Origin of the sequence: Alcanivorax sp. (assembly GCF_017794965.1) — a bacterium.
Taxonomy (GTDB): Bacteria; Pseudomonadota; Gammaproteobacteria; order Pseudomonadales; family Alcanivoracaceae; genus Alcanivorax.
On record NZ_CP051240.1, the window covers coordinates 2650869 to 2667964 of the forward strand.

The 17096-nt window shown below is 59.5% G+C and carries 17 protein-coding genes and 1 other RNA gene; 4 read left to right on the forward strand and 14 right to left on the reverse strand.

Features of this window, described 5'->3' with window-relative positions; all coding sequences use genetic code 11:
- Positions 1-13: 13 nt before the first annotated feature.
- From mraY to rsmI, 10 genes are all read right to left on the reverse strand, one after another.
- On the reverse strand, positions 14-1096 hold the full coding sequence (gene mraY / locus HF945_RS11580) for a phospho-N-acetylmuramoyl-pentapeptide-transferase (protein ID WP_290522759.1): 1083 nt from the start codon (positions 1094-1096) through the stop codon (positions 14-16).
- The gene (murF, locus tag HF945_RS11585; protein WP_290522760.1) at positions 1096-2454 is read right to left on the reverse strand and encodes a UDP-N-acetylmuramoyl-tripeptide--D-alanyl-D-alanine ligase; all 1359 of its coding nucleotides are present in this window, start codon (positions 2452-2454) and stop codon (positions 1096-1098) included. Before murF ends, mraY begins: the two co-directional genes overlap by 1 nt.
- Positions 2451-3854 carry a UDP-N-acetylmuramoyl-L-alanyl-D-glutamate--2,6-diaminopimelate ligase gene (locus tag HF945_RS11590; RefSeq protein ID WP_290522761.1) on the reverse strand — a complete coding sequence of 468 codons (1404 nt, stop codon included), beginning with the start codon at positions 3852-3854 and terminating at the stop codon, positions 2451-2453. Before HF945_RS11590 ends, murF begins: the two co-directional genes overlap by 4 nt.
- Positions 3851-5572 (reverse strand): penicillin-binding transpeptidase domain-containing protein, encoded by a 1722-nt coding sequence (locus HF945_RS11595; RefSeq protein ID WP_290522762.1) that lies wholly within the window; start codon positions 5570-5572, stop codon positions 3851-3853. The genes HF945_RS11590 and HF945_RS11595 overlap by 4 nt, the downstream gene beginning before the upstream one ends.
- On the reverse strand, positions 5569-5835 hold the full coding sequence (gene ftsL / locus HF945_RS11600) for a cell division protein FtsL (RefSeq protein ID WP_290522763.1): 267 nt from the start codon (positions 5833-5835) through the stop codon (positions 5569-5571). The genes HF945_RS11595 and ftsL overlap by 4 nt, the downstream gene beginning before the upstream one ends.
- Complete coding sequence (gene rsmH / locus HF945_RS11605; RefSeq protein WP_290522764.1) at positions 5832-6770, reverse strand: 16S rRNA (cytosine(1402)-N(4))-methyltransferase RsmH; 939 nt, start codon at positions 6768-6770, stop codon at positions 5832-5834. Before rsmH ends, ftsL begins: the two co-directional genes overlap by 4 nt.
- Positions 6770-7210 (reverse strand): division/cell wall cluster transcriptional repressor MraZ, encoded by a 441-nt coding sequence (gene mraZ / locus HF945_RS11610; protein WP_290522765.1) that lies wholly within the window; start codon positions 7208-7210, stop codon positions 6770-6772. The genes rsmH and mraZ overlap by 1 nt, the downstream gene beginning before the upstream one ends.
- Before the next feature lie 356 nt (positions 7211-7566).
- Positions 7567-8346 carry an MBL fold metallo-hydrolase gene (locus HF945_RS11615; protein ID WP_290522766.1) on the reverse strand — a complete coding sequence of 260 codons (780 nt, stop codon included), beginning with the start codon at positions 8344-8346 and terminating at the stop codon, positions 7567-7569.
- Between the two features lie 267 nt (positions 8347-8613).
- Positions 8614-8991: RNase P RNA component class A (gene rnpB, locus HF945_RS11620), an RNA gene on the reverse strand.
- Between the two features lie 179 nt (positions 8992-9170).
- Positions 9171-10001: a 16S rRNA (cytidine(1402)-2'-O)-methyltransferase gene (rsmI, locus tag HF945_RS11625; RefSeq protein ID WP_290522767.1), complete on the reverse strand. Its 831-nt coding sequence runs from the start codon at positions 9999-10001 to the stop codon at positions 9171-9173.
- Positions 10002-10093: 92 nt separating this feature from the next.
- Here rsmI and HF945_RS11630 point away from each other — a divergent pair, with 92 nt between their 5' ends.
- The 4 genes from HF945_RS11630 to HF945_RS11645 are packed head-to-tail and all read left to right on the forward strand — an operon-like array spanning position 10094 to position 13555.
- On the forward strand, positions 10094-11983 hold the full coding sequence (locus tag HF945_RS11630; RefSeq protein WP_290522768.1) for a penicillin-binding protein activator: 1890 nt from the start codon (positions 10094-10096) through the stop codon (positions 11981-11983).
- Positions 11961-12341 (forward strand): YraN family protein, encoded by a 381-nt coding sequence (locus HF945_RS11635; protein WP_290522769.1) that lies wholly within the window; start codon positions 11961-11963, stop codon positions 12339-12341. Before HF945_RS11630 ends, HF945_RS11635 begins: the two co-directional genes overlap by 23 nt.
- Before the next feature lie 41 nt (positions 12342-12382).
- Positions 12383-12970 carry a phosphoheptose isomerase gene (locus HF945_RS11640; protein ID WP_290522770.1) on the forward strand — a complete coding sequence of 196 codons (588 nt, stop codon included), beginning with the start codon at positions 12383-12385 and terminating at the stop codon, positions 12968-12970.
- A 6-nt stretch (positions 12971-12976) separates the two neighbouring features.
- On the forward strand, positions 12977-13555 hold the full coding sequence (locus HF945_RS11645; RefSeq protein WP_290522771.1) for a BON domain-containing protein: 579 nt from the start codon (positions 12977-12979) through the stop codon (positions 13553-13555).
- A gap of 467 nt (positions 13556-14022) precedes the next feature.
- Here the strand turns inward: HF945_RS11645 and HF945_RS11650 are convergent, their stop codons facing one another.
- The 4 genes from HF945_RS11650 to HF945_RS11665 all read right to left on the reverse strand — a co-directional run bounded on the left by HF945_RS11650 (position 14023) and on the right by HF945_RS11665 (position 17094).
- Positions 14023-14418 (reverse strand): ClpXP protease specificity-enhancing factor, encoded by a 396-nt coding sequence (locus tag HF945_RS11650; RefSeq protein ID WP_290522772.1) that lies wholly within the window; start codon positions 14416-14418, stop codon positions 14023-14025.
- A gap of 11 nt (positions 14419-14429) precedes the next feature.
- A complete protein-coding gene (sspA, locus tag HF945_RS11655) occupies positions 14430-15068 on the reverse strand; it encodes a stringent starvation protein SspA (protein ID WP_290522773.1) in 639 nt (212 codons plus the stop codon).
- Between the two features lie 95 nt (positions 15069-15163).
- Positions 15164-15820 (reverse strand): cytochrome c1, encoded by a 657-nt coding sequence (locus HF945_RS11660; protein ID WP_290522774.1) that lies wholly within the window; start codon positions 15818-15820, stop codon positions 15164-15166.
- The gene (locus HF945_RS11665; RefSeq protein WP_290525411.1) at positions 15820-17094 is read right to left on the reverse strand and encodes a cytochrome bc complex cytochrome b subunit; all 1275 of its coding nucleotides are present in this window, start codon (positions 17092-17094) and stop codon (positions 15820-15822) included. The genes HF945_RS11660 and HF945_RS11665 overlap by 1 nt, the downstream gene beginning before the upstream one ends.
- Positions 17095-17096: the final 2 nt, after the last annotated feature.

Here is a 17096-nt window from a genome sequence, read left to right on the forward strand (position 1 = left end):
CTCGGTCAGTTCCTTATCGAATCTTCAGGGTCGCCAGACCCACCAGTACAAGAATCACGGTAATGATCCAGAACCGAACGATGATCTTCGGTTCCGGCCAGCCTTTCAGTTCAAAGTGATGATGAATCGGCGCCATGCGAAAGATGCGCCGGCCTGTGAGCTTGAACGACCCCACCTGCAGCATCACTGAAACGGTTTCCATCACGAACACCCCGCCCATGATGAACAACACGATTTCCTGGCGGACAATCACTGCCATCACGCCCAGTACCGCGCCCAGCGCCAGTGCGCCCACATCGCCCATGAACACCTGGGCCGGGTAAGCGTTGAACCACAGGAAGCCGAGACCGGCACCACACAGGGCCGCAGAAATGATCACCAGCTCACCGGCACCCGCCACGTAAGGGATCTGCAGGTAGGTGGCAAACTCAGTGTGGCCGCCGGCATAGGCAAAGATGCCCAACGCCCCGCCCACCAGCACCGTGGGCATGATGGCCAGACCATCGAGCCCATCGGTGAGGTTCACCGCATTGCTGGTGCCGTTGATCACGAAGTAGGTCAGGACGATGTAGAACCAGCCCATGTTGATGGCCACGTTCTTGAAAAACGGCACGATCAGCTGGGTCTCTGGCGGGCTCTGTGCAGTAAAGAACAGGGCAAAGGCGGCACCGAAAGAGCCCACGGACAACCACAGGTATTTCCATTTGGCCGGCAGACCACGCGGGTTCTTCTCCACCACCTTGCGCCAGTCATCTACCCAGCCCACAGCGCCAAAGATGAACAGTACGCCCAGGGTGATCCACACGAACCGGTTACTCAGGTCTGCCCACAGCAGGGTGGAAATCACGATCGCTACCAGTATCAGCGCGCCACCCATGGTGGGGGTCCCGGCTTTGCTCAGATGGCTCTTGGGACCATCATCACGAATCGCCTGCCCCACCTGCTTTTCCTGCAGCTTGCGGATCATGATCGGCCCCACCCAGAATGCGATGAACAGTGCCGTCAGCACGCTGAGAATGCCGCGCAGGGTGATGTACTGAAACACCAGAAACCCGTTATGAAATTGGGCCAGATATTCGGCCAGCCAGAGCAGCATCAGTGAGCCCCCTCATTGTGTGTCTGCGGGCTTTCGCCCTGTGTCAGTCGCTTCACAACCGCTTCCATTCCGGCCGTGCGCGAACCTTTCACCAACACGGTGCCGCCTGCTTGCAGCACCGGGGCACTCCAGTCCACTGCCTGTTGATGGTCGTCAGCGATCAGTGCTGCATCGCCAAAGCCGATGGCCGCCGTCTGCGCGCCGCGCATGGCAACCAGTTTTTCCAATCCTTTTTCCCGGGCATAGCCGCCAAGTTCCTCAACCAGGCGCTCGGCCTGAGGACCCAGCTCCCCCATGGCGCCCAGCACCAGCATGCGCGGCGCGGGCTGTGCAGCCAGCCAATCGATGGCGACACGCACTGAACCGGGGTTGGCGTTGTAGCTGTCGTCGACCAGCAGCCCCTTGCCCACAGGATGCAGATTCATGCGGCCGGGAACCGGTTTGAGCCGGGCCAGCCCGGGCAATGCCTGATCCAGCGACAGCCCCAACGCCTGCACGGCGGCAATGGCCATCAACGCATTGTTGACCTGATGCGCTCCTGCCAACGGCACGGCGACCTCATGTCCGGAAGGCTGCAGCACAAAGCGGGCACTGTCCTGCTGCAGCACAATGTCCTCGGCGTACAGATCCGCCGGGGCCATCGTGCTGATGCGAATCACCCGCAGCCCTGCTTTTTCGGCCTCACCCGCAAAAAAATCAGCGAAGCGGTCATCCCCATTGATGATCGCCTGACCACCCGGCTGACAGCCGCCGAAGATTTCCGCCTTGGCATTGGCAATGCCCTGCATTGAACCGAAGCCTTCCAGATGCGCCCCGGTCACATTGGTCACCAGCACCACCCGTGGCTTGACCAGAGCGCTGGTCCAGGCAATCTCTCCCGGCGCATTGGCGCCCAGCTCGATCACCGCATGGCGATGCTCGGGCCCCAGCCGTAACAGGGTCAGCGGCACGCCAATGTCATTATTGAAATTACCCGCAGTGGCCAGGGTGTCTGGCCCCAGCATGGCGGCAGCCATTTCCTTCACCGTGGTCTTGCCGGCATTACCGGTCACCGCCAGGCGGTCATGGGTGAACTGGTCGGCAAAGCCGCTGGCTAGCCTGCCCAACCCCTGGCGGGTATCAGCCACTTTTACCGCATTGGCGAATTGGTCCTGATCACGATCCACCAGTGCCGCCACCGCCCCCTCTTCTGCCGCCCGGGCAAGAAAATCGTGAGCATCAAAACGCTCCCCCTTGAGGGCCACAAACAGGCAGCCGGGACGCATGGCACGGGTATCGGTTACCACCGCACTGATCTGCACGTCATCGCCCACCAGCTCGCCGCCGGTCCACTGAGCGATCCGGGACAGCCACATCATTGGCCACCTCCCAGTGCACTCAAGGCATTACGTGCCAGTTCGCGGTCATCGCTGGGATGGCGCACGCCGTTAATTTCCTGATAATCCTCATGCCCCTTGCCTCCGGCCTTGTCAGGGGAGGTCAGTCCGGTCTGCATGTGTTGAATAATGGTGTCCGGGTCTTCATTGCGCGGGTTGTCGCTGGTCAGCACCACCACATCAGCCAACTGCTCGGCGATTGCCGCCATCTGCGGACGCTTGCCGGTGTCCCGATCGCCGCCACAACCCACAATGCAGAAGAGGGCGCCATCAAAGTGGGCACGGCAGGCCTGCAGGGCTTTTTCTAGGCCATCCGGGGTGTGGGCATAATCCACGATCACAGTGGGACCTTGCCCGGCACTGACAGGTTCCATGCGACCCGGAACCGGGGTCACCGCCGCCAGCGCCTTGCCCAGAGAAGCGTTATCCACGCCCTGGCCATGCAGAATGGCCGCCACCGCCATCAGGTTGCTGAGGTTGAACGGCCCGAACAGGGGCAACGACACGGGGACCGCCTCACCGGCCACATTGAGCGTGGCAGCCAGGCCATCGGCATGGTAGGCCACCTGATCGCAACGCACGGTAGCCCCTTGCTGAGCGCCGAAGGTGACGCAACGCACGCCATCCGCCAGACAGCTGAGCAGGGAACTGGCAGCGTGATCATCACAATTCACCACCGCCAAACGCACGCCATCACGGGAAAACAACACCGATTTCGCCGCCAGGTAAGACTCCATATCACCGTGATAATCCAGGTGATCCCGGCTCAGATTACTGAACACGGCCGTGCTTATAACGGTGCTGCCAAGCCGTCCCTGATCCAGCGCATGGGACGACACTTCCATGGCCACGTGATCTGCACCGGCCCCACGGGCCTGCGCCAGTGAGGCCTGCAAGGTGATCGGGTCGGGGGTGGTATGCCCGGTATGCTTTTCCTCACCCTTGAGCCCCACACCCAGTGTGCCCACCAGCGCACAACGATGACCCAGCGCATTCAGTGCATCGCGCAGGAACCAGGTGATACTGGTCTTGCCGTTGGTACCCGTGACACCGGTAATCGCCATCCGGGTAGCCGGCTCACCGAACCAGCGGGCAGCAATATCGCCCACCTGTGCAGCCAGCTCCGGCACATGCACACAGGGAACCTGCTGTTCCAGGCCGACCGTAAACGGCCCCTGCTCGGCATCAACCAGCACCGCAGCCGCACCAGCTGCCACCGCCTGACCAACAAACTGTCGTCCGTCACTGTTCACTCCCGGGACGGCAACGAAGGCCTGACCGCTTTGCACCTGGCGGCTGTCCAGCTGTAGCCCGGAAACGACAATACCTGCCACATCGGCAGGCAGGTTGAGATGGGGGAGGAGTTGCTGGAGGCTCATCATGAACGGTCCTCCGACTCCGGCGTGCCCGCCAGCAGCCCTTCGGGCCGGTCCGGCGGCACATGCAGGGTGCGCAACACCCCGCTCATAATATTGGAAAATGCCGGCGCAGCGACCAGCCCGCCGTAGTAGGCTTCTCCGCGCGGATCATCAATCACCACCACGGTTACGATGCGCGGGTCTGTGGCAGGTGCCAACCCGGCAAACAGGCCGATATAGCTGTCGTCGGCATAACCACCCGCCACCACCTTGTGCACCGTACCGGTCTTGCCGGCCACCTGATAACCCGGCACCTGGGCGCGGCTTGCGGTCCCTTCACGACTGACCACGGTTTCCAGCATCTGTACCAACTGACGGGAGACCGCCCGGCCCACCACCTGCTCACCACGAGGCACCCCTTCCACCTTGCGAAGGGTCAACGGCACCTTCATGCCGTCATTGGCAATCACAGCGTAAGCCTGGGCCAGCTGCACGGCGGACACGCTCAGGCCATAACCGTAAGACAGTGCCGCACGTTCCACATCGCGCCATTTGCTGCGCAGGGGCAACAGACCATCACTTTCACCCGGAAAAGCAATACCGGTAGCCTGGCCGAAGCCGAACCGCTCCAGATAATCTGGCAACGCCTGCTGATCCATGGCCAGGGCCAGTTTGCTGGTACCCACGTTGGAGCTCTTGGTCAGCACGGTTGTGATATCAATGATCCCGTAGTCACGGTGATCACGGATGGTCTTGCTGCCCACGCGCAGGGTGCCCGGGTGGGTATTGATCGTGGTGGACGGTGTCACCATGCCCATTTCCAGCGCGGCCGCCACAGTGAACGGCTTCATGGTGGAACCCGGCTCGAACAGATCGGTCACTGCCCGGTTACGCAGGGCAGCCGTGTCCATGTTGCCGCGGTTATTGGGGTTATAGGCAGGCTGGTTCACCATGGCCAGCACCTCGCCGGTGCGCACATCCACCACCACGGCACTGCCACCCTTCGCCTTGTGTTTCTGTACCGCAGAAAGCAGTTCGCGATAGGCAAGGTACTGCAAGCGAAGATCGATACTCAGGGTCACATCTTCGCCCGGCTCGGCCGGTTCCAGCACTTCGATATCCTGAATCACCCGGCCCAACAGATCACGCACCACCTTCTTGCGGCCACTGTGGCCTTCCAGGTGCGTATCCATGGCCAGCTCAGTGCCTTCCTGGCCCTGATCATCGATATTGGTAAAGCCCACAACGTGACTGGACACCTCACCCGCCGGGTAATAGCGACGGTACTCGGTGAGCGAGTGGATACCCGGCACATCCAGATCCAGCACTTTCTTCGCGGTTTCCGGTGCCAGCCCACGCTCCAGATAAACAAACTCACGACTCTCGTGACGGCGCACCTTGCGGGCAAACACTTTCTGGTTCACCACCGGATTGTTACCCAGACGCGCCCAGGCATCCTGATGCGCCAGCGCTTCGCGGGGGTTCACCCACAGGGTGACAACCGGGGTACTTACTGCCAGAGGACGACCCGACCGGTCACGAATGACACCACGATGTGCGGCCAGCGGCTCCACCCGCAGATTGCGGATATCGCCCTGATGCGCGAGGAAATCGTGCTGAATCACCTGCAGGTCCACCGCCCGGGCCAGCAGCAGACAGGCACACAGCGCCCAGAACGCCAGCACAAAGCGCCAGCGGGTCTGGAGGTGTGGTTGCCGTGTCTTGCGGACCCGGTTCTTCATGGTCGAATCAACACTCGCTCATCGGTCTTCGGTAACTTCATGCCCAGCTTTTCTCTGGCCAGGCGCTCCACCCGGGCATAGCTGCCCCAGGTGCTGTGCTCCAGTAACAACTGGCTCCACTGGCTTTCCAGCCGGGTCTGTTGCTGCTGCAGCTTCTGACTTTCATCCGTGAGCCGGCGCGCCTCATGGACGCTGTAGCTCACTCCAAGCGCGGACAGCGCAATCAGCACCACCAGGACACGTATGGCCCAGGGCGCCGTCACGCCACCTTCTCCGCCACGCGCAATACTGCACTGCGCGAGCGCACGTTAACCTTAAGCTCTGCCTTGCCGGCACGAATCGCCTTGCCAACCGGCTCCAGCCGCTGCGGCAACTCATCCCCCAACGGCAAACCACCACGCCCTTTCGGAGCACGGCCGGAATGATCGCGAATGAACAGCTTCACGATGCGGTCTTCCAGGGAATGGAAGCTGATAATGGCGAGACGCCCGCCGATGGCGAGCGTCTCCAGGGACTGTTCCAGCACTTCATTCAGCGCATCCAGCTCCCCGTTTATATGTATTCTCAGCGCCTGAAAGCTGCGCGTGGCCGGGTGCTTGCCCGGCTCACCCCGCCCCAGCACCGACTGGATCAGCTCTGCCAGCTGGAGGGTGCGAGTGATGGGCTGCTCCTTGCGGGTCTCGCAGATGCGTCGGGCAATCCTGCGTGACTTTCGCTCCTCGCCGTAGCGATACAGCACATCGGCAATCTCTTTTTCCTCCGCCCGGGCCAGCCACTCAGCGGCACTTTCGCCCGAGGTGGGGTCCATCCGCATATCCAGCGGCCCATCACGCAGAAAGCTGAAGCCACGCCCGGCATCATCCAGCTGCGGGGAAGACACCCCAAGATCCAGCAGCAGACCATCAATGGGACGGCCCTGCTCTGCCACTACCTCAGGCAGACAATCAAACCGGCTGGCCTTGATCTGGAAACGACTATCCTCACCGGCCAGCTTCTCGCCTTCGGCAATCGCCAGGGGGTCCCGGTCAATGCCTGTCAGCCGACCGTCGGCATCCAGCTTCGCCAGCAGCGCACGGCTATGACCACCTCGCCCGAAGGTGCCATCCACGTAAAATCCATCGCCACGGCTGAACCACATTTCCAGTACCTCCTCCAGCAAGACTGGCAGGTGCTCGTACTGCTTCCCTGTGTCGGTCATTAGAAAGACAACTCCTGCACGCTGTCCGGCAAGGCTTCCGGATCCAGGGTGCCGTCCTCTTCTGACCAGCTTTCTGCTGTCCAGATTTCGAAACGGTGCATCTGGCCAATGAGCATGGCCTGCTTCTCCAGACCGATGGCGGCACGCAACTCCGGCGGCACCAGCAAACGGCCATTGCTGTCCATTTCGATTTCCACCGCCTGACCGAGGAAACGACGTTTCAGCTGTCGCACCTGGGGATTGGAGTCCCGTTGCGCGGACAGCTTGTTGGCGGTTTCGGTAAATTCGTGGCGCGGGTAAAGAGCCAGACATTCATCAAAGGGGTGACGGGTAAGCACAAGCTGGCCGCCGCAGGCTTCGATCAACGAAGCGCGGTACCGGGTCGGCATGGTGAGCCGCCCCTTGGCATCCAGATTGAGTGATGTGCTCCCAGTAAACACTGGCCGTCCTCTGTCTCGTTATTAAGCGGTTCCTTCCGGGCGCTCCGAAGAGCCCCACTTTGCGACACTTGCCGCTTCAAAAAACCCACTTTTTCCCACTTTTCACCACAATGAGACACTCTAGGGCCACAACAAAGCCCAAGTCAAGCAAACCGCACACAGCAAACGTAAAAGAATTGCTAGCTGAATCAGTAAGTTAGGACGATGAAAAGCGCCAAACCCTTAAATCGGGAGACGACCAACGGAGGGAGTTTCGAGACGAATCAGAGCGCTGGGACGCGCTAGTGAGAAAGCACTTTAAGTGTTAGACAAATTAGTTATTACTAACCGCATCCTTTATTACAAATAGCCCGTCCTCAGGACGGGATCCGGAAATCCACCTCCGACAACAGATCCACACCACACTCCAGACCCGAAAACCAATCCAGAAAGCGGCCCACCTGCTCGCCCCCGAAGTAGCCCCCGTGCTGGGGCACAATCATGGCCGGGTCCAGCTTGCGGACCATGCCTGCCCACAGGCGGCAGGCCCGGTTACTGGCCATGTAGCGACGATGGAAGCCGAGCATACTGTCCACATGCGCATTGAAATCCTGCACACTGCCCTCCTCCCCGCCCAGGGAGGCGCCCACATCCCCGGAGAACAGGATGCGACTGACCGGATCATAGAAACTGAAGTTGCCCACCGAATGGAGAAAATGCGCCGGCAATACCCACAGGCTGTCACCGCCAAACGGCAGCACCGCCCCCTGATCGCCCACCCCCTGAATACGCGTCTGCAACTGCTCACCCATGCGGGCAATCTCGTAGGTAGACGCCAGGTGGGGCAGAAAGCGCGACCACAGCCGGCTCACCACAACCTTGCAGGGGGTGTGCATGAGCCAACGCGGCAGGGAGGCAATGATGTCCGGATCCTGGTGGGAGGCGAGAATGTATTCCAGATTTTCCAGCTTGATCAGACGACTCAAGGCGATATTGAGTGGGGTAAAGGTGAGGTCCCCACCGGGATCGATTAGCGCGGCACGCTCGCCATGGCGAATGCAGAATTGGTTGGCCTGCACCCCTTCGCCGGAGACCAGATCCGCAAAGCGCAGCACCTCATGATCATCACGGCTGTAAAGGATATCGATCTGTGACATAAGAGCACTCTCCGGCAGGAAATCCCGATAGCGGGGAGTGCAGTTTATTCACTTCTATTGATGCCACCTTGATACACATCAAGAGCATCAATATGGCGCTTCTCCAGCCAGAGAATCACAGTGCCTCGCGACGTGGTAACGCCTGACGCCGGTTTTGCATTTACCGTCGAGCGTCAGGCATCAAGCGTCAGGCAGCCTCTGCGTGTCATTCACAGTTCAGAAGCTTTCCGTCAGGCCATGCCCTGAAGAGCAAGGCGAACCTGGAATTAAGTGGACCGGTCGATAAGCCGGGTTCTGTCGTGGACAGTCATTCATCTGGGGCTGACGTCGCCATCAGCCTCTAGCAACCTACCCGGATCCAGCGCGGGCCACGCCACAGGATCCCTATTTGGTCTTGCTCCGGGTGGGGTTTACCCTGCCACCGCTGTTACCAGCGGCGCGGTGCGCTCTTACCGCACCTTTTCACCCTTACCTGAACCTTCCGGAGAAGGAACGGGCGGTATCTTCTCTGTGGCACTAGCCGTAACTTTACCGTCGCCAGTAAAGTCCCCAGGCGTTACCTGGCACCCTGCCCTTTGGAGCCCGGACTTTCCTCCAGCAGGCCCTTCAGGGAAAAGCACTGCCAGCGACTGTCTGACCGGTCCGGGGGCGAGTTTAATCAGTTAACAGTGAACAGTGAACAGTTAATAGCGGCGCGAGCCGGGTTTTCTTTCCCTGAAAGACATGAGGCCGCGCCCAATCGCTGGACGCGGCCTCCAAGCCCGAAGCAAACAGCACACCCGGAGCGCGTCGCTGTTCACTATTCACTGTTAACTGTTCACTGATCAGCCACTCATTGCCTCTAGAAGTGCATAAACCTCCTGCCGCTTCATCCCCGTATGCGCAGCCAGGATCTTGGCGGCGCGGGACGCGGGGAGTTCGGCCAGCAGCAGTTTGGCCAGGGCCTGGTCCCTGTCGCTCCAGCCGGCAGCCTGTTCGCAGGGTGAGAGAATCAGCACCAGTTCTCCTCGCTGCTGGTTGCTGTCGCTGGCCACCCAGTCGCTCAGCTCCGCCACCGGGCCGCGGCGGATGGTTTCAAACTGTTTGGTCAGTTCACGGCACAGGGTGATTTCACGCTCCGGCGAAACCACCTCGCGCAGGGACGCCAGAAACGACAGCACCCGATGAGGGGCTTCGTAAATAATGCTGGTGATCTCAGAAGCGGCGAGGCGTTCGATGGCCTGCTGACGCGGCGCCCCCTTTGACGGGATAAAGCCTTCGAACACAAAACGGTCTGATGGCTGCCCTGCTGCCGCCAGCGCGGCCAGTAACGCCGACGCACCCGGCACGGGTACCACCTGAATTCCCGCATCCTGGCAGGCGCGCACCAACCGATAGCCCGGATCGCTCACCAACGGCGTCCCGGCATCACTGATCAGTGCACCTTTTTCACCATTTTGCATTCGCTGAACAAGCTCTGCACTGCGCTGATTTTCATTATGATCGTGGCAACTGATCATACGCTTGCGCAGGCCCAACTGGTCGAGCAAACGCTGGCTATGCCGCGTATCCTCTGCCGCTACCCAGTCCACCGCTTCCAGCACGGCAACGGCGCGACGGGAAATATCATCCAGATTCCCGATGGGGGTGCTTACTACATACAAGACAGAGTTCATAATTGTCGAACTTCCTTAAGGCTGGCCGCTGGAGACCCTACTACGAAGCGCCTACAATAGCCGCTCCATTCTGGTAATACGAACCTCACGCCATGGATTTTAGAAAGGCATACTGGGTTGCACTGGCAGCCACCTTTGCTCTCGCCAGCTGTACGTCCACCCCGACGCGCACCGGTCAGCCAACCGCGCCTGCTGTAGAGCAGGCCGCCGGCATGGAGAAGGCGCCGGAATCGCTGTCTGCTGCCCGCGCCCAGATTGCGGCGTTGGCCAGCCCGGAACAGCGCACCGACACCGCCCTCGCATGGGCAGCCGAATACCTTCAGCAGCAACGCGCTGCAGATGCAGAACAACTGCTCGGCGATATCAACCCGGACGCCCTCAACCCCGAAAAGCGATTTCAATGGATCCTGCTCAGTGGGCGCGCCAGCCTCAGCCAGCAGAATGCCACCCCAGCGGTGGAACTGCTGAACCGTTACCAGGATGAAATCCAGCAATACCCCGTGGAGCAGCAGGCACAACTGGACCTGATGCGCGCCGATGCCCTGGCTATGGAAGGTCAGCTGAGCGACAGCCTGCAACAACGAGTGGCGGCTCATCCCCTGCTCAATGAACAGGATCAGGACTACAACCATGAAATGATCTGGCAACTGCTGATGCAGCTCTCGCCCCAGGAACTGGCTGACGCCATCCAGAACAGCAGTGGCGACCTGCGTGGCTGGCTCACCCTGGCGCAACTTTACCGTGACCCCATCGCCGACCTGGATGCCCAGGTATCCCGGCTTGACCAATGGAGCGCCCAGTGGCGCACTCACCCCGCCATCGGTGATGTGCCCGCCATGCTGGATGCCCTGCGCGAAGCTGCCAGCCAACGCCCAAGCCAGGTTGCCATCCTGCTGCCGACCAGCGGCCCGCTTCAGAATGTGGGCAAGACCTTGCAGGAAGGCATCATGACAGCGCATTACCAGCAAAAGCAGAACAGCCTGTCCCCCACCCTGCGTTTTTATGATTCCGGCCCGGACAACATTCTGGCGGTGTACCAGCAAGCCATTAACGACGGCGCCGATTTTGTGCTCGGTCCACTGTCAAAAGACAAGGCCGCCACTATTGCCGCCCAGGGAACCCTGCCCGCCACCACGCTGGCGCTGAACTACATAGAGAACGAACAGGTGCCGGAGAATTTTTTCCAGTTCGGCCTGGCACCAGAAGACGAAGCCCGCCAGATTGCCCGCCAGGGCGCCCATGAAGGCAGCACCCAGGCCGGCATTCTCTACCCCCAGGGGGATTGGGGTGAACGGGTGGCACAGGCTTTCGCCGAGGAATGGCAGAATCTGCACGGCACCGTGACCGTGACCCGCGCCTATCAAGAAGGCCCGGAAATCGGCGAGACCGTAGAGGAGCTGCTGTTGGTTGCGCAAAGCGAGCAGCGTGGCAAGGCCGTCAGCCGCTTCACCAATCTGGAAATGGATATCCAGCCCCGGCGCCGCCAGGACATGGATTTCCTTTTCCTGATCGCTAACCCCAACCAGGGTCGCCAGGTCAAACCGGCTTTGAACTTCCACTACGCCAAGGACCTGCCGGTATACTCCACGTCGCTGATCTACAGCGGGCAGAGCAATCCCCGTCGGGACCAGGATCTTAACGGTATCCGTTTCGTGGACATGCCCTGGATCATCGGTGACCAGAACAGTGACCTGCACCAGGTCGCTGCCGAACAATGGCCAGATGGCCATGGTCGCTACGAGCGTCTGTATGCCATGGGGATTGATGCCTACCGGTTGCAGAGTCGCCTTTATCTTCTGAACACCCTGCCGTCCAGCGAACTGCCGGGTGCCACCGGGCGCCTGCAGATTCGCGACCAACAGGTGGTTCGCAAGCTGGACTGGGCCATCTTCCTGCGCGGTGAAGCCAAGGCACTGCCCCAGGTCAGCAACCCGGCCAACAGCCTGCCAGTGCGTCGCAATGCCGTTTCTAACTCGCCGTAGACAAACCCGGGGCGACCAGGCGGAAGCGGCGGCATTGCAGTGGCTTGAGCAGCAGGGACTGAGCCTGGTCACCCGCAACTATCGCTGTCGCCAGGGCGAAATCGACCTGGTCATGCTCGATCAGGATTGCCTGGTGTTCACGGAAGTGCGCTGGCGCCAGCAGCGCAGCTACGGTGGGGCCCTGGCTTCCGTGGATCACCACAAACAGCGACGCCTGATCCAGGCAGCCAGAGACTATCTGGCCCGGCATCCCGCCCATCAGCAGCGCCCCTGCCGCTTTGATGTGATCGGTATGGAACCGGCAATCGACGGCTCTGTCAGTTATGAATGGATACAAAATGCGTTCTACAGCGAATAAGCTGTAGCCACCGCACCAGAACAAGACCAGTTGAGGTATTTATGAGCGTGGACCGAATCCGGCAGTTGTTTGCCGAAAGCATTGAAACCAAGGCCAAGGCCGGCGAAGTTCTTCCCGGGGTCATTGAAGCGGCCGGCCAGGCCATGGTCGAATGCCTGCTCAACGGCGGCAAGATCCTCACCTGCGGCAATGGCGGCTCAGCCGGTGATGCTCAGCACTTTTCCTCAGAGCTACTGAATCGTTTTGAGATGGAACGCCCTGCCCTGCCCGCGATTGCCCTGACCACTGACTCGTCCACGCTGACGTCCATCGCCAACGACTACAGCTACAACGAGATCTTTTCCAAGCAGGTCCGGGCCCTGGGGGGCAGCGGCGACATTCTTCTCGCCATCTCCACCAGCGGCAACTCCGCCAACGTGATTCAGGCCATCCAGGCCGCCCATGACCGGGAAATGCGCGTCGTCGCCATGACCGGCAAGGAAGGCGGCGAGATGGTCAATCTGTACGGTCCTGACGATATTGAAATCCGGGTTCCGGCGACCTCCACTGCGCGTATCCAGGAAGTACATCTGCTGGTGATTCACGCTCTCTGCGACCACATCGACCAGCAACTGTTCGGAGGCCAGTAAGCCACTATGCAAACTCGTTTCTCTTTGCTGAGCTGCCTGCTGGCAGCCTGCCTGACGCTGTCTGGTTGCGTCTCCCTGAGCAAGGGCATGTCCGACCAGCCCACCGACCAGGACCACGGCTCTCGCACCTTTGGGGCCTTCTGGGAAGATGGCAGCATCGAACGCAAGGTTTCCATTAATATTGCCCGCGCCAGTGAGGCGCTGGATCAGTCCCGCATTGTGGTGGTCAGCTTCAATGGCAACGTTCTTCTGGCAGGACAGGTAGACAGTGAAGACCTGAAGAGCCAGGCCGGCAACATCGCCTCCCAGGTTCGCCATGTGCGGCACGTACACAACGAACTGGAGATTGCCGGAGGCAGCTCTTTCCTCGCCCGCACCAACGACGCCTGGCTCACCAGCAAAGTGAAGAGCCGGCTGTTGGTCAACGGTGAAGCCGTTGGCATGCGCACCAAGGTGGTGACCGAAAACGGGGTTGTCTACCTGATGGGGCTACTCACCCATGCCGAGGCAGACGCCGCGGTTAATCAGGCACAAAAAGTCTATGGCGTGCAGAAGATCGTGAAGATTATCGAATATATTGATTAGGCGCTCCGCGCCGGAAGCACGCGTCACGCAAAAGCTTCACACCAAAACACAAAGCCCGCTCATTGAGCGGGCCTTGTGTGTTGCCGCAGGCATCCTGTATCTTTGAACGAGCCTCTGGAATCCTTACCTCGCTTAGGCTCGGATCGCCTGCAGGCAGGCTCCTACAGCAGCTCCGTAGCAATGCACAAACCGGGGAACTATTTGGGGTTTTCCTATCCAATCGAGCGTAGCTCGTAGCTCGCCAGCCGCCTCGCACCAACAAAAAAGCCCGCTCAATGAGCGCAATACCGTTCACCTAAGCGCGATGTTTCTGTGGGAGCGTGCTTGCACGCGAATGGCGCGCCATGGCACAAAGGCTTCGCTTGCAAGCAAGCTAGCTCCCACAAGAAGAGCCAACCACTTCTTAAACAGCATTACGCTCAATGAGCGGGCTTTTGCGTGTTGCCTGTTGCGTGACGCGCGCGGCCCTACTTCACCACCTTGAGGTGATTGACCTTCCCTTTTCCGTCATCCTTTTTTTCGGGCTCGGGCGGGGTGCTTGGGGGCTCTGGCGGGTCGACGGGGTCAAACGCCATGCCCTGGCCATTCTCGCGGGCAAAGATGGCCACCACGGCATTGATCGGCACCCGGATAGACATGGGCACACCACCAAAACGGGCAGAAAACGCAATCTCGTCATTATCCGCCACAAAGTGCGTGACCGCACGGGGAGCAATATTCAGGACAATCTGACCATCCTGGACAAAGTCCTGGGGAACCTCCACGCCCGGGTAAACCGCATTGACCGCCAGATGGGTAGTCAGGCCGTTATCGCAGATCCACTCGTGAATCGCCCGTATCAGATACGGGCGATTGGAGGTCATCTCTTCACTCATCAGAGCGGGTTGCGCAGTTCGCGCTCGGCGTCAGTCAGGCTGGCCTGGAAGGCATCACGGTCAAACAGACGCTCGGCGTAATCCAGCAGCGGCTTGGCTTGCTTGGCCGGCAACTCGATACCCATGGCCGGCAACCGCCACAGGATCGGACCCACCACACAATCCACCAGGGTAAATTCTTCACTCATGAAGAACGGCAGCTCGCTGAAGATGGGCGCACAGGCAAGAATCGCTTCACGGAGCTCCTTGCGGCGCTTGTTGAGGCTGGCCTCTTTCTCTTCACCTGCCAGAATGGCGTCCACATGGGCACACCAGTCACGCTCAATGCGGTGAATCAGCAGACGACTCTGGGCACGGGCCACCGGATACACCGGCAACAGCGGCGGATGCGGGAAGCGCTCGTCCAGATATTCCATGATCACCGTGGATTGATAGAGCGTCAGCTCACGATCAACCAGCGTGGGCACTTCGTTGTAGGGGTTCAGCGAAGCCAGATCTTCCGGCTTGTTGTTACTGTCCACATCAACAATGTCTACCGTGACCCCTTTCTCGGCCAATACGATACGCACGCGGTGGCTGTAATGATCTTCCGGGGAAGAGAAAAAAGTCATTGAGGAACGCTTGGTCACCACACCCATTGTCGAGTCATCTCCACTTGTGATCTATAACAGAAACAGGGTAACCGCTTTCGCGGGTACCCTGTTCATCGCTGGAAAGGAGCGTTACTGAAAAATCAGTGTACGTCTTTCCAGTATTCTTTCTTGAGCAGGTAGGCCGGGATTAGCAGAATACCCAGGAATACCAGCACATAGACACCCAGACGCTCACGCTCCAGACGTACAGGCTCAGCCGTGTAGGTCAGGAAGTTGGTCAGGTCACCCATGGCTTCCTTGAAGCCTTCTTCACCCAACTCGGCTTCCACATTCGCCATCACGTGGGGCATACCCACATTCGGGAACACGTGGTTGTTATAGCCAAACGGACGAGAGTCGTCTTCGTAGAAGTTAATCAGGTAAGAGTACACCCAATCCGCATCCCGCAGGCGAGTCACCATGGTCAGATCCGGCGGCGCGGTACCAAACCATTTCTTGGCGGCCCCCTCCGGCATGGCATTTTCCATCTGGTCACCGAATTTGTCAGAGGTGAAGTTCAAATTCTTCATCACCAGCTCTTCGGAAATATCCAGATCCTCGGCCATGCGGCTGTAGCGCATGTACTGCAGGCTGTGACAGCCCATGCAGTAGTTAACGAACAGCTTGGCACCGTTCTGCAGGCTGACTTTATCCTGCAGGTTCACCGGTGCCTTGACCACATACTCGTTATGGCCACCGCCGGCCGCGAACGCGACCAACGGCAGGCAGCTGAAAAGAATAACCGCTAGTTTCTTCATCAGTGTCCCCCCGTTACCCGTTCTGGAACCGGCTTGGATTTCTCGAATTTATGTACGAACGGCATGATCAGCAGGAAGTAGCTGAAGTAATAAATCGTGCCGAACTGCGCCATCATGGTCTTGCCAGGCGTTGCTGGCTGGGTACCGAAATAACCCAGCATCAGGAAGTCCAGGACAAAGATAGCCATGAAGATCTTGCTCCAGATTCCACGATAACGGATGGACTTCACCGGATGACGGTCCAGCCACGGAATCACGAACAGAATCACGATGGCACCACCCATGGCCACCAGCCCCCACGCCTTGGAAGACATGATGAAGTCGATGGTTGTGGCACGCAGCATGGCGTAGTACGGGCCGTAGTACCATACCGGGGCAATGTGATCCGGGGTCTTCAGCGGGTTGGCCGGCTCGAAGTTCGGCTTCTCCAGCAGGTAGCCTCCGCCATCCGGGAAGAAGAAGATCACCACGGAGAAGATCATCAGGAACACGATCACGCCCGGCAGATCCTTCACGGTGTAATAGGGGTGGAACGGGATGCCGTCTACCGGAACACCATTCTCGTCCTTGTTCTTCTTGATTTCCACGCCATCCGGGTTGTTGGAACCCACCTCGTGAAGCGCCAGAATGTGCAGCACCACCAGGGCCAGCAGCACAATCGGAATGGCTACCACGTGCAGCGCGAAGAACTTGTTCACCGTAGCAGTGGACAACAGGTAGTCACCACGCACCCAGGTGGTCAGGCCTTCGCCAATTTCCTTGGCGTCAGCAGGGCTGATACCGGGCAGCAGTTCAAACGGGATCGCACCGGCCAGGGAAATGATTACCTGGGCACCCCAGTAGGACATGTTGCCCCAGGGCAGCACGTAACCAAGGAAACCTTCGGCCATCAGCGCCAGGTAGATCAACATACCAAAGATCCACACCAGCTCCCGCGGCGGCTTGTAGGAGCCGTACATGAGGCCACGGAACATGTGCAGGTACACCACGGCAAAGAACGCTGAGGCGCCCACCGCGTGCATGTAACGGATCAGCCAGCCCCACTCCACATCACGCATGATGTATTCAACGGAAGCAAAGCCTTCGTTGGGAGAGAAGAACATGGTCAGCCAGATGCCGGTGAGCAGCTGGTTCACCAGTACAACGATGGAGAGCACCCCAAAGTAGTACCAGAAGTTGAAGTTCTTCGGCGCATAATATTCGGACATGTGACGCTTGTAGGCGTCCACTACGGGCAGACGTGCATCTACCCAATCGACAACGCGATTCACCATTC

Bases quoted from the DNA above. Each gene is read 5' to 3' on its own strand.
- mraY (WP_290522759.1), bottom strand. From the start codon at position 1,096: ATGCTGCTCTGGCTGGCCGAATATCTGGCCCAATTTCATAACGGGTTT.
- murF (WP_290522760.1), bottom strand. From the start codon at position 2,454: ATGATGTGGCTGTCCCGGATCGCTCAGTGGACCGGCGGCGAGCTGGTG.
- HF945_RS11590 (WP_290522761.1), bottom strand. From the start codon at position 3,854: ATGATGAGCCTCCAGCAACTCCTCCCCCATCTCAACCTGCCTGCCGAT.
- HF945_RS11595 (WP_290522762.1), bottom strand. From the start codon at position 5,572: ATGAAGAACCGGGTCCGCAAGACACGGCAACCACACCTCCAGACCCGC.
- rsmH (WP_290522764.1), bottom strand. From the start codon at position 6,770: ATGACCGACACAGGGAAGCAGTACGAGCACCTGCCAGTCTTGCTGGAG.
- HF945_RS11615 (WP_290522766.1), bottom strand. From the start codon at position 8,346: ATGTCACAGATCGATATCCTTTACAGCCGTGATGATCATGAGGTGCTG.
- rsmI (WP_290522767.1), bottom strand. From the start codon at position 10,001: ATGAACTCTGTCTTGTATGTAGTAAGCACCCCCATCGGGAATCTGGAT.
- HF945_RS11630 (WP_290522768.1), top strand. From the start codon at position 10,094: ATGGATTTTAGAAAGGCATACTGGGTTGCACTGGCAGCCACCTTTGCT.
- HF945_RS11635 (WP_290522769.1), top strand. From the start codon at position 11,961: ATGCCGTTTCTAACTCGCCGTAGACAAACCCGGGGCGACCAGGCGGAA.
- HF945_RS11640 (WP_290522770.1), top strand. From the start codon at position 12,383: ATGAGCGTGGACCGAATCCGGCAGTTGTTTGCCGAAAGCATTGAAACC.
- HF945_RS11645 (WP_290522771.1), top strand. From the start codon at position 12,977: ATGCAAACTCGTTTCTCTTTGCTGAGCTGCCTGCTGGCAGCCTGCCTG.
- HF945_RS11650 (WP_290522772.1), bottom strand. From the start codon at position 14,418: ATGACCTCCAATCGCCCGTATCTGATACGGGCGATTCACGAGTGGATC.
- sspA (WP_290522773.1), bottom strand. From the start codon at position 15,068: ATGGGTGTGGTGACCAAGCGTTCCTCAATGACTTTTTTCTCTTCCCCG.
- HF945_RS11660 (WP_290522774.1), bottom strand. From the start codon at position 15,820: ATGAAGAAACTAGCGGTTATTCTTTTCAGCTGCCTGCCGTTGGTCGCG.
- HF945_RS11665 (WP_290525411.1), bottom strand. From the start codon at position 17,094: ATGGTGAATCGCGTTGTCGATTGGGTAGATGCACGTCTGCCCGTAGTG.